Source organism: Flavobacterium sp. ZT3R18, assembly GCF_007097385.1.
In the GTDB taxonomy this organism is placed as follows: domain Bacteria; phylum Bacteroidota; class Bacteroidia; order Flavobacteriales; family Flavobacteriaceae; genus Flavobacterium.
The window spans coordinates 270,123-282,436 of the sequence record NZ_VJZS01000001.1 but is presented as its reverse complement, the minus strand read 5'-3'; the positions used below and the strand labels follow the sequence as shown (position 1 = coordinate 282,436).

The window sequence follows — 12,314 nt, the reverse complement described above, 5'->3', positions numbered from 1 at the left end:
AGCGCAGTGTTCAGTAGTCAGTCGCAGTGCAACGTTCAAAAGAAAACAGTTTCCTAAAATGGAAAATGTGACTGAATACTATGTCCCAAAAATTACAACTCAACTCTTACCACATATCCCTCAGAACCACGAACATTAAAAACCGTACCATCTTCAAAAATGAGGTATTGTCCTTTTATTCCCGTTAGCTTTCCTTGAAATTGAGGTGTTTTATCCAAACTCAAACTGTTTACTTTATTTGGGTATTGCAAAACCGGATAATGCATCTCGTATAAATCATTTTTTTGCGAATAGAAATATTCCTGAACTTCGGAAGGGATTAAGTTCTCAACTTTCATTCTTTCGGCAACTAAATCTATTTGTTCTACATTATTGGTTAACATTTTTCGCCAATTGGTTTTATCGGCATAATGATTTTTCAAGGCTACTTCGGTAATTCCGGCCAAGTAACGATTAGGGACTTCAACAATAGCAATGGCTTGGGTTGCGCCTTGATCGATCCATCTGGTAGGCACTTGTGTTTTTCTTGTTACCCCTACTTTGACCTCACTAGACAAAGCCAAATACACAATATGGGGTTGTAATTGTACGGATTCTTCATAAGCCAAATCCCGATCCTGAATACCAAGATGGGCTGTACTCAACTCGGGTTTCATGATCCAATCGCCCACCGCAGCACTCGAATAGAAACAATCGTAACAAAATCCTTGACGGAATATTTTTTTCTTTTTTCCGCAGTTCAAACATTGATACCCTACGAAATTAATTTCAAGGCTTTTGTTTAACAACTGATTCACATTCAAAAAACTATTTTCGAAAACCAAGTAATATTGAATGGGATCTCCAAATTCGGTTTGCATTTTAGAAAGTACGCCTTCGTAAGTCATAGGGATTTTAGATTTTAGATTAACGATTTTAGATTTCGTAGTGCAGATTATAGATTTCCGATTATTCTATTTCTATTCCTGAATTGGAATCTTTATTGCAAATAAAATTGTTTTTTATAAAAAAACACTATTTTTGGTACAAGGGCAAAGTTAGTATTTGTCCATCGTTATTCAAATTTTAAATTTCCAACTTTTTCCACTTAGGAAGAAAATCTAAAATCTAAGCTTCGGCTAAGCTCAGCTTCCGAAATCAGAAATCAAAAATCGTTAATCTAAAATCATAAATCTAAAATTCCCATGCCTTTATCAATTATCAATTCCATCGCTTCTTGGTTTTTAAAACAAAGAATTCACCAGATTGAACTTTTTTTGAAATACCCAAATGAAGTTCAGGAAGAATTGTTGATGAATTTAATCCGTTTATCTGAAGAAACGGTTTTCGGCAAACAATACGATTATGCATCTATAAAATCATACCAAACCTTTACTGAGAGAGTTCCGATTTCGACTTACGAAGAATTGGAACCCTATATAGAGCGTACCCGAAAAGGCGAACAAAATGTCCTTTGGGAAACTCCTATAAAATGGTTTGCCAAATCCAGTGGTACCACTAATGCCAAAAGTAAATTTATCCCCGTAAGTAATGAAGCCCTTGAAGATTGCCATTACAAAGGAAGCAAAGACTTACTGTGTTTGTATTTGAACAACAATGAAGATTCTGAAATGTTTTTGGGTAAAAGTTTGCGATTGGGAGGCAGTTCTCAAATCTATGAAAACAACAATACTTTTTTTGGCGATTTATCAGCTATTTTAATAGAAAACATGCCTATCTGGGCCGAATTTAGTAGTACGCCTAGCAGCAAAATTTCTTTAATGAGCGAATGGGAAACCAAAATGAGTGCCATTATCAAAGAAACAATAAATGAGAATGTAACCAGTTTTGCTGGTGTTCCTTCCTGGATGTTGGTTCTAATGAACAAAGTACTCGAAGAAACAGGCAAAACAAACCTCATGGAAGTTTGGCCTAACTTGGAAGTATATTTTCATGGAGGCGTTAGCTTTGATCCCTACAGAGAACAATACCAAAAAATACTGCCTAAAAACCAATTTAAATACTACGAAATTTACAATGCTTCTGAAGGTTTTTTTGCCATACAAGACTTGAATAATTCGAGTGATTTATTACTAATGTTGGATTACGGTATTTTTTATGAATTTATTCCGATGGACACTTTTGGAACACCTGATCAAAAAGCCGTTCGATTATCTGATGTGCAATTATTCAAGAATTACGCCATGGTTATTACCACAAATGGTGGTTTGTGGCGTTACTTAATCGGTGATACGGTTCGATTCACCTCTTTAAATCCTTATCGCATCCGAGTTACAGGGCGTACCAAACATCATATTAATGTTTTTGGAGAAGAATTAATGGTCGAAAACACCGATCAGGCTATTGCCAAAGCCTGTCATATTACCCAAACCGAAGTAGTGGATTATACCGTCGCTCCAATATTTATGAAAGACAAAGAAAAAGGAGGTCATGAATGGATGATTGAATTTAAGAAAAAACCAAAAGACATCGCTGTTTTTCAAAAAGCGTTGGATGACACTTTACAATCCTTAAACTCAGATTACGAAGCCAAGCGCTACAACAACATGACCTTAAATCCGTTGGTAATAAACGTGGCGAGAGAAAAATTGTTTTATGATTGGCTCAAAGAAAGCAACAAACTGGGAGGTCAACACAAAATCCCTAGATTATCGAACAAAAGAGATTATCTCGAGCAATTGAAAAAGATGTAAAACTAAATTATGAAAAACATTTCTCTTTTGTTAATTGTTATAATTATCACTTCCTGTAGCTCATCCGGCCGTGTTTGTGGCGGGAGGGGTGGAAAACGATGCGTTGAAACTACTCATAAAATAAACACGGATAAAATTTCTTAATTCATGGTGTTTAGTATTCATTCAACATTTCAATAAAACTCAAAAAATAGCCATTCAAAAACAAATTTTTGAATGGCTTTCAATTATACCATCACTGGGATAAATAGCAATTGATATAATATCCTTTATTTATTTGGGATTTTCATCAAAATTGACCATCCAATGAATACCGAATTTATCTACAAACATTCCAAAATACGCTCCCCAAAAGGTTTGGTTCATGGGCATAAAAGGATTTCCACCTACAGAGAGTCCATCAAAGAGTTTGTCTGCTTCTTGCTTACTTTCGGTATTGATAGAAATGGAAACATTTGCTCCAAAAGCCACCGCACCACTGGCAGCATTACTATCGCTTCCCATCAAAACAGAGTCTTTGCCTATTGGTAAACAAATATGCATCACTTTATTTTTATCCTCTTCCGAAATAGACCCTGCACCTGCAGCATCTTCTGGCATGTCATTGAACTTACCAATAAAAGGAAACTCCCCTCCAAAAACGGATTGGTAAAACAAAAACGCTTCTTCGCAGTTTCCGTTAAAAATCAAATACGGATTAATTGTTGCCATACTGTTCTAAATTTTAAATTAATATTTTTTTATTTTGGTAATTTACTCATATCCATATACAAAACATTCCAACGATGTCCGTCTAAATCTGCGAAGCCACAACCATACATCCATCCTTGATTTTCGGCTGGTTTTGCAAAAACATTCCCTCCTGCATTTTGCACTTTAATTGCAAATTCATCTACTTCTTCTATGCTTTGCGCATCAATAGAAATTAACATTTCAGAACTTAGAGTAGTATCTGTAATCTTATTTTGAATACAGCTTTCAAGTTGTGTTTCTTCAAAAAGCATTACAGCAAAATTATTTTCTCCAACCAACATACAAGCCATAGATTCCGTATCGTGAGCTTCATTAAAAGAAAAACCTATTTCAGTAAAAAAGATTTTCGATTTTTCTACATTTTTTACAGGCAAATTGAGCCATATTTTTTTTACCATCTTTATTATTTTTAAGTTTAAAGACTCTCTACGTATTTTTTAAAATTGTTCAAAATAGCTTGCCATCCTTGCTGTTGCAATTCTTCTGAATTTTCTGTTTCAGGATCAAAGCTTTCGATTACGGCTACTTCACTTGGGGTTGCTGCAAAACTAATTACTACCCTTCTCCCATCGGCCATTACATATTCAATAGCTTCATACTGTTCTACCAAAGTGTATTCACCTTCAAAATCAAAACTCATGGTTCCGTCTTTAGAAGCCATGGTGTATTTGAATTTTCCTCCAACTTGTAAATCATTTTCAGCGTAGGGAGTATGCCAATCATCTGAGGCATTATTCCATTGGGTAATGTGTTTTGGATTTGTCCAACATTCCCAAACGGTTTCTATTGGTGCGTTAATGTTACTTTTTACTGTTATCATTATTTTTTTATTGGTCTAAAATATTTTAAAAATCACGTATTAACTTACCGGCATCTGACTTTCATCCATATAGAAAACTTCCCAATGATGATGATCCAAATCCAGAAAACATCGGTGATACATCCAGCCGTAATCTTTGGTTTCCATATATTCTGAGCCACCAGCCTTTACAACATTTGCAATCATTTCGTCAACTTTTTCTCGACTTTCTACTGATATAGAAATCAATACTTCACTATTGTTACTCGCGTCACAAATAGTTTTATGAGTGAACGTTTTGTAAAACTCTTCTGTAATCAACATGGAAAAACTTTTGTCTCCAATGATCATACAAGCTGCTTTGTCATCTGTAAACTTAGGATTGAATGAAAAACCCAATTGAGTAAAAAATTGCATGGATTTATTTAACTCTTTTACAGGGAGATTTAAGAAAATTTTTGTTTCCATTTTTTCATAAAATTACAAATAGAAATGATATAATCTAAAAATAAATTCGTTTTTAAGCATAAAAAAACCTGCTCCATTGATAGAGCAGGTTCTAGAAAAAAGATATTTATTAAAACTTAAGAAGCAATCTCCAAACGTTTCAATAAATTTTTATTCAATGTTTCTTTGGCGTATTCCATATCAATTTCTAACTTTTTATCATCAGAACTTGGTAATTCATACATCGCATCGGTTAGGATGGCTTCGCATAACGAACGCAATCCACGAGCACCCAATTTGTATTCTAACGCTTTTTCTACAACAAAATCCAGCGCTTCCTCAGTAATAGTAAATTCTACCTCATCCATCAAAAATAATTTTTGATATTGTTTGATTAAAGCATTTTTAGGCTGAGTCAAAATCGCACGCAAAGTTTCTCTGTCTAATGGATCCATGTGTGTCAAAACTGGCAAACGCCCAATGATTTCAGGAATCAATCCAAAATCCTTGATGTCTTTTGGGATAATATATTGCAACAAATTGTCTTTGTCGATATTATCCACATTTTTGGATGTAGAATACCCCACGGCTTGACGGTTCAAACGTTTAGAAATAATACGCTCTACTCCATCAAAAGCACCACCGGCAATAAACAAAATGTTCTGAGTGTTTACCTCAACGAATTTTTGGTCTGGATGCTTACGACCTCCTTTTGGCGGCACGTTAACAACTGTTCCTTCCAATAATTTCAATAAAGCTTGTTGCACTCCTTCTCCCGAAACATCACGAGTGATAGAAGGATTGTCGCTCTTACGGGCAATTTTATCGATCTCGTCAATAAAAACAATTCCTCTTTCGGCTTTGGAGACATCATAATCCGCAGCTTGCAAAAGACGGGTCAAAATACTTTCGACATCTTCTCCTACGTAACCTGCTTCGGTAAGTACTGTTGCATCAACAATTGCAAGAGGCACATCCAACATTTTCGCAATGGTTTTCGCCACCAATGTTTTTCCTGTTCCTGTTTGCCCTACCATGATGATGTTGCTTTTTTCAATCTCTACTTCATCGTCCAATTGCTGTTGCATCAAACGTTTGTAATGATTGTAAACCGCCACAGACATCACTTTCTTGGTTTGGTCTTGACCAATAACATATTGATCCAGGAAAGCTCTAATTTCTTTTGGTTTCTTTAAAATTAAATCCCCAACCAATTTAGAACTTCCGCTTGATTTTAATTCTTCCAGAACAATTCCATGCGCTTGCTCGATACATTTATCACAAATGTGAGCATCGATCCCTGCAATCAATAAATTAGTTTCTGGTTTCTTTCTTCCACAGAAAGAACATTGTAATACTTGTTTTGCCATCTTTTTAGATTTCAGATTTTAGATTTTAGATTTTAGATTTCTCCGCTATCTAACAACTGTAATCTGTTTTTAACTTCTTCTCAACACTTCATCAATCATTCCGTATTCCTTAGCCTCATCAGCAATCATCCAATAATCGCGCTCACTGTCTTTGTGTACTCTTTCAAAAGTTTGTCCTGTATGATGAGAGATTATTTGGTATAATTCGTCTTTTAATTTCAACATTTCACGTAAGTTGATTTCCATATCGGTAGCAACACCTTGTGCTCCTCCTGATGGTTGGTGAATCATAACACGAGAATGAGGTAAAGCCGAACGTTTTCCTGCTGCACCCGCACACAAAAGAACAGCTCCCATAGAAGCGGCCATTCCGGTACAAATTGTAGCTACGTCTGGTTTGATGTATTGCATCGTATCATAAATTCCCAATCCTGCATAAACACTTCCTCCAGGCGAATTCAAATAAATCTGAATGTCTTTTGAAGCATCCGCGCTTTCCAAGAATAATAATTGAGCCTGAACGATGTTTGCAATTTGATCATCAATTCCTGTACCTAGGAAAATAATTCTATCCATCATTAATCTCGAAAAAACATCCAATTGAGAAATATTCAATTGACGCTCTTCAATAATATAAGGAGTCATATTTTTTGGGTTCATCGCAGCAACTATTTTATCATAGTACATGGCATTTACCCCTTGGTCTTTTATTGCGAATTTTTTGAATTCTTTCCCGTAGTTCATATTTTAAAAGTTTAAAAGTTTAAAAAGTTTAAAAGTTTAAGGCTGTTCAACTAGAAACCGTAAACTGTTTAAACAAAAGAGCGCCAAAAAAATATTTTGACGCTCAAATATACTTATTTTTTTATAAATTATTCTCCGTAAGAAGCAGCAATAAATTCTTCGTAAGTTACTTCTTTTGTAGCTGGATTAGCTTTTTCTTTAAATAACTCTAGTAATTTCTCTGCAACCACTTGATCAGAAAGTCTTTTTACCTCATCTTGATTAGACAAAACTCTTGCTACAATTCCTTGCACTTCTGCATCTGTAGGGTTAGTTTGTCCAAACTGAGCCATTTGTTGTCTGATTGATTTTGTTGTAAATGATTTCAAGTCTTCAAAAGTAATTTGAATGTTACTTGTAGCCATTGCTTTTCCTTCAATCAATTGAAAACGCAATCCTCTTTCAGATCTTGCATATTCTACGATTGCTTCTTCTGGAGTCAATTGTTTTTCTCCAACAGTTTGCAACCATTTGATTAAGAATTCAGATGGCAAGTCAAATTTAGTATTTTCGATCAAAAATTCTTGAACATCAGCCAATAATTTTTGGTCTGCTTGTTGAGCAAATTGAGTTTCGGCATCTTCTTTGATTTTTGCTTTCAATTCTTCTAATGAAGCTACATTTCCAGCACCAAAAAGTTTATCGAACAATTCTTGGTTCAATTCAGCCAATTCAGCTCCGTTGATTGCTTCGATAGTGAAGTCAACATCAACTTCTAAACCGTGAACATTATCGTGACCTACTTTCAAATAATCCATCAATTGGTGGTCATCTTCAAATAAACCTTTAGTATTTACAGTAACTACGTCTCCTGCTTTTTTACCGATGAATTTATCAGCAGTTGCTTTATCTTTAAAAATTGCCAAAGCAATTGTAGTTGTATTGTTGATTCCTTCAGCTTCATTAGCGAAAGTTCCAGTAATATCAGAGTCAGCAACCACAACTTCTTGAGGAATTGCAGTACCAAATTGTTTTTGGATACGTGCTACTTGACCGTCAATTAATTTATCATCGGCAGTAACGATATATTTTACGATATCATTTTTAGCTTCAAGGTCTAATTCAAAATGTGGCACTAAACCAATTTCGTATTCAAAAACCAATTCTTCAGTATCCCAGTTGAAGTCTCCGTTTACTTTAGCAAGTGGATTACCCAAAAGGTTTAATCTTTCAGATTGTACAAAACGCTCCAAAGCCAAATCAACTACTTTTTGAACTTCTTCTTGTTTGATAGCCTTTCCGTATTGTTTTTCAACAAGGTCTTTAGGCACAGCCCCTTTTCTAAAACCTTTTACAGTTGCCAAAGGCATTTTTTCGTTTATTCTTTTTGCTACTTGTCCTTTGTAATCCATGTGAACAACGGTCATTACAATCGTTTCATTCACAGCGTCTATTGCTATTCTTTTGATATCCATCTTCTTCTTTAATTTACATTATAAAATTGGGTTGCAAATTTATGAAATTTTTACAACCCAAACAAGTATTTTAAGATTTTGAATTTTAGACGATTATTTAATGAAATCAGGAGCAAATTCCCGCCACATCAAAAATCATTTGATCGAGACCAATATCATTAAGTTAAGGATTTCTTGCTACGCTTTTTCTAAATCTAGTTCTCGCAAAGACGCGAAGACGCAAAGAAAACAGTTTTAAACTTTGCGCCTTTGCGTCTTTGCGAGAAACAATAAAGTTTAACATCAAAAATCATTTGGGCGAGACCTCATTAGGAAAAGAGGCCTACTTAACATTCCGCTCATTCGGCCTCTTTCCCTAATGCGGTCGGGCTATCCGCGTTACAAGGTAACTAGCTTCTATCCCTCTCGCAACCGTAAAACGAGAAATTTAATTTCTAAAAAAATATTTGCATTATACATCTATTTTACCGCAAAGAAAGCGCAATATAATACTAGCATTTTTTATTCATTAATCATTGTTTCATAATAAACATTATTAAAATGATGGGTGTAAGGATCAAATAACTTTTTATTTTCAGAGTATAATTTCAAAGCTATCCCTTTATATCTTTTATATTCATTCACGTTTTTTAAGGTTTTGTAAACTCTACTCTTATAATAAGCGTTATCTGCAAACTCGTTTATTTCGCTTTGTTTCTCGAATGATTTCAAAGCATTTTTATAATCTTTTACTTCGTAATACGTCACACCTAATTGATAATAATCATATAAACCCGCCGAATAATCTTTTGTATTCAATTGTTCAATAAATATTTCTATAGCTTTTTGTTTTTGATTTATGGCACTATAACAAATACCCTTTGCTATATTTAAATGATAATCGCCATTTGAAGAATACCCAATATTATAATCGACTAAACTATCTAATTCCTCAATGTCTTTAATTGCTCCTACGTAATCTCTAAAAAATTGATAACGGCACCAAGCACGATAACCTAAATTCAAACCAAAATCTAATTCAACTGCTTTGTCAATTAATTTTTTCCAAGTTAGAAAATCTCCACTTTTCAAATATGCCGTTGATTTTTCCCTATAAGCATAAGCAAAATTTGGACATATTTTTATTGCGTCATCTAATGTCTCTTGAAATTCTTTTTGAAATTGATAATACTTATCTGTTTTTTCTGCTTCAATACAAGCCTTATATTGCAAAGTGTCTCCTTTGTACAAAAACGCATTACAATTTGGTTGAGAAAACAAATAAATTGGAAAAAGTAAAAATAGGTAGGTAAAATTTTTCAAGGTAATATTTCTTTTAGTTGTCCGTTTTCTATTTTAAAAATCAAATATTGGTAATAATCAATCTCTTTCTCTTTATATTTTTTTACTTTCCAACCTTTTAAACTTTTTGTAATACTTAAGAGTTGATCAGTTATTGATTTAGAAAATACTTTTTCATTATAATTTCTATCCATAGAAAGCAATCGAAACCTATCCGTTACACCTTTACAGTTTACGACAAATCGAATTCTAATTAATCCACTTTCGTTTTCAATATTTTCTGACTTATATTTTTCTGCAAACTCTTTTTCAATTGTCCCTTTTCCGCCTTTATATTCTAAACCATTAGAATCGTTGAAATATTGAGAAATGTATTTTTCATAGCATAATTCAAAGTTTTCTTTGTCTGTTTCTTTATTAAATTCTATATCTCCAACCATATTGGGATAAATAGTTTTAATTCTATTTTCTTCTTGACAGAACGAAACAAATGGCATTAACACAATTAATGCAAACATTTTACGCATAGTTTTTTATTTAATTTAGTTTTTATTAAGGCTGAATTACTAGCAACTATTCAATCCATCAAATCTGCGTGTCATTCACACCAGATAAATCATTGCAACAAACTATTTATCAAAACTCAAAACTGAAACAGCATCCCCAACCGAAACACTCCCCAATCCCAGTCCAATCACATTTTGACCAAACAACACTTTATTCCCGAAATTTCTATATTTCGCTAATGTTTTCAAAGGGTCTTTTCCAGAAACCACTCCTTTCTCTTGGTCAACGGTCGTCATCACACAACGATCGCAAGGTTTCACACCCACAAAAGAAACGTTTCCAATACTAAACTCCCTCCAAGTATCTTCTTCAAAAGGATCTCCATTGGTAAAAACAAAATTCGGTCGGAATCGGTTCATCGGAATCTTCACTTCCAATCGTCCATTCAAATCTTCTAAGGAAGATTGCCCAATGATCAAAAAAGGATATCCATCCGAAAATGAATTAATTTCGGCTCCCGTAATCGCATAATCAGTCCCGAGACTTCGGGACAGTTTTCGCTCACTCTCTTGCGGCATATACACCAATCGCACCGAAACCCCTAATTGTTTTGTAAACCAATCTGTAGCCCCCTGACTCACTTCAAAAGCGTCAATTGTGTCATCCCAAACCGTAACTTTAATTTTAGCCATTGTATCCGAAAAAACAGGACGAAGCGGTATATCGATAGATTCCAAATGCGTTCTATGTGTAATTCTCAAAAAATCTCCCGCAATCTCAGGCTTAAAAAGTGCCAATTCAGGATGTTCCCGTTGCGATAAAAACCGACCGTTATCATCTACCAACAACCAACGACGATCCAATTCCAAACCACGATCCGTAACTTTAGATTCTTGCAATTGAATACCGCCTAACGATTTTACAGGATAAACCCAGATTTCTGAAAGTTGTAACATAGCTTTACTTTTTTTCAAATCTACAAAAAACAAAATTCTGAATCGTTTCAAAAGGCGTTTCATGGTCTTCATAAAAACCTTCCACTTTTTGAAACCCGTGCTGAAATGTATTTCCCAATGCTGCAATCGAATACTGTTTGATTTCCAAACCACTACATTTCAAAGGGCCATTATCCGAAAAAGTAGCCACAATTAAACAATCGCTCACATAGTTTTGTACAAGTGCTTGGTACTTTTCTATTTGTGTTTCTTCGGTAAGAAAATGAAAAGTTGCCCTATCATGCCAAATAGCATATTTTTCGGTGGGCTGAAATTCAGTTATATCCGAAACAATCCATTTTACTTTCTTGGCCAATTCTCCCAATCTAACTTTGGCTTTTTCAATCGCTTTTTCCGAAATATCCAAAACGGTTAAATCAGTGTACCCCAATTCCAAAAGGCAATCCACTAAAGTACTGTCTCCTCCTCCAATGTCGATAATCTTAGCCGTTTTAGGCAAATCACAATTGGCGATTAGACGCAAAGAAGTTTCTGGTTTCTCTTGCGTCCAACTTACTTCATGAGGTTGTTTTGTTCCGTACACATTCTCCCAGTGACTTTTATTTTTCATACGAAGTTAATATTTGTTTTTTAGCGGAATATGGTATCGCCATTCTTCATTCTAGTTTGTCATTTGGAATCATGGCGATTTCATAATGCAAAATTATTATTATCCAAATCTACTAAAAACAAAAAGAGAACACAAGTAAAGTAAAAAAGCATCGAAAGGTATTAATTTTCGAGACTTCCTTTGTGGGTTTTGACAGTGTATTTGATTGAATTTGCTCTAGATAGTTGATTCACTATGTGGGCACGGATTGCAAATCCGCGCTATCGTACGTAAAGACATATCCGTAACATCTGGGTTGGATTTACTCTAGATAGTTGATTCACTGTGTGGACACGGATTGCAAATCCGCGCTATCGTACGTAAAGACATATCCATAATATCTAGTTACAAACCATACTATCTGGTCAAATGCAATCTTCGATCTCTTCTGGAAACCCTGAAAGGGTAAAATGATTATAGAAATTAAGTAATCCCATCATCCAAAACCCTGAAAGGGTGACATTTCAAATCTGAATATATTGATTATCAGGATGGATATTTTTAATAAAAAAGGTCAAACAATTTCACCCCTACGGGGTTTCTTACCGACGTTATATATTTTTCTATAATCATTGCACCCCTGTCGGGGTTTGTATGAGTTACTGCAATTGTATTTGTTAGTCTAACAATCTCAAAGACTTAATAATTAACAAAATACTGA

13 protein-coding genes are annotated in these 12,314 nt (G+C 34.5%); 1 reads left to right on the top strand and 12 read right to left on the bottom strand.

Annotated features, from left to right (window positions below; all coding sequences use genetic code 11):
- Positions 1–92: 92 nt before the first annotated feature.
- Positions 93–887 (bottom strand): DUF2797 domain-containing protein, encoded by a 795-nt coding sequence (locus FNW52_RS01200; protein ID WP_143375583.1) that lies wholly within the window; start codon positions 885–887, stop codon positions 93–95.
- A gap of 297 nt (positions 888–1,184) precedes the next feature.
- Between FNW52_RS01200 and FNW52_RS01195 the strand changes: the two genes are divergently transcribed.
- A complete protein-coding gene (locus tag FNW52_RS01195; RefSeq protein ID WP_143375582.1) occupies positions 1,185–2,693 on the top strand; it encodes a GH3 auxin-responsive promoter family protein in 1,509 nt (502 codons plus the stop codon).
- Between the two features lie 273 nt (positions 2,694–2,966).
- Here the strand turns inward: FNW52_RS01195 and FNW52_RS01190 are convergent, their stop codons facing one another.
- The 11 genes from FNW52_RS01190 to FNW52_RS01140 all read right to left on the bottom strand — a co-directional run bounded on the left by FNW52_RS01190 (position 2,967) and on the right by FNW52_RS01140 (position 11,614).
- A complete protein-coding gene (locus FNW52_RS01190) occupies positions 2,967–3,404 on the bottom strand; it encodes a VOC family protein (RefSeq protein ID WP_143375581.1) in 438 nt (145 codons plus the stop codon).
- A 29-nt stretch (positions 3,405–3,433) separates the two neighbouring features.
- A complete protein-coding gene (locus FNW52_RS01185; protein WP_143375580.1) occupies positions 3,434–3,844 on the bottom strand; it encodes a VOC family protein in 411 nt (136 codons plus the stop codon).
- Between the two features lie 17 nt (positions 3,845–3,861).
- Complete coding sequence (locus tag FNW52_RS01180; protein ID WP_143375579.1) at positions 3,862–4,266, bottom strand: SRPBCC family protein; 405 nt, start codon at positions 4,264–4,266, stop codon at positions 3,862–3,864.
- Between the two features lie 39 nt (positions 4,267–4,305).
- A complete protein-coding gene (locus FNW52_RS01175) occupies positions 4,306–4,713 on the bottom strand; it encodes a VOC family protein (protein ID WP_143375578.1) in 408 nt (135 codons plus the stop codon).
- A 116-nt stretch (positions 4,714–4,829) separates the two neighbouring features.
- Positions 4,830–6,062 carry an ATP-dependent Clp protease ATP-binding subunit ClpX gene (clpX, locus tag FNW52_RS01170; RefSeq protein ID WP_143375577.1) on the bottom strand — a complete coding sequence of 411 codons (1,233 nt, stop codon included), beginning with the start codon at positions 6,060–6,062 and terminating at the stop codon, positions 4,830–4,832.
- A gap of 69 nt (positions 6,063–6,131) precedes the next feature.
- A complete protein-coding gene (gene clpP, locus FNW52_RS01165) occupies positions 6,132–6,806 on the bottom strand; it encodes an ATP-dependent Clp endopeptidase proteolytic subunit ClpP (protein WP_143375576.1) in 675 nt (224 codons plus the stop codon).
- Between the two features lie 128 nt (positions 6,807–6,934).
- Positions 6,935–8,260: a trigger factor gene (locus FNW52_RS01160; protein WP_143375575.1), complete on the bottom strand. Its 1,326-nt coding sequence runs from the start codon at positions 8,258–8,260 to the stop codon at positions 6,935–6,937.
- A 501-nt stretch (positions 8,261–8,761) separates the two neighbouring features.
- On the bottom strand, positions 8,762–9,562 hold the full coding sequence (locus FNW52_RS01155) for a hypothetical protein (RefSeq protein ID WP_143375574.1): 801 nt from the start codon (positions 9,560–9,562) through the stop codon (positions 8,762–8,764).
- The gene (locus tag FNW52_RS01150; protein ID WP_255515433.1) at positions 9,559–10,059 is read right to left on the bottom strand and encodes a hypothetical protein; all 501 of its coding nucleotides are present in this window, start codon (positions 10,057–10,059) and stop codon (positions 9,559–9,561) included. Before FNW52_RS01150 ends, FNW52_RS01155 begins: the two co-directional genes overlap by 4 nt.
- A gap of 111 nt (positions 10,060–10,170) precedes the next feature.
- On the bottom strand, positions 10,171–11,004 hold the full coding sequence (locus tag FNW52_RS01145) for an MOSC domain-containing protein (RefSeq protein WP_143375572.1): 834 nt from the start codon (positions 11,002–11,004) through the stop codon (positions 10,171–10,173).
- A 4-nt stretch (positions 11,005–11,008) separates the two neighbouring features.
- On the bottom strand, positions 11,009–11,614 hold the full coding sequence (locus tag FNW52_RS01140) for a class I SAM-dependent methyltransferase (RefSeq protein WP_143375571.1): 606 nt from the start codon (positions 11,612–11,614) through the stop codon (positions 11,009–11,011).
- Positions 11,615–12,314 lie beyond the last annotated feature (700 nt).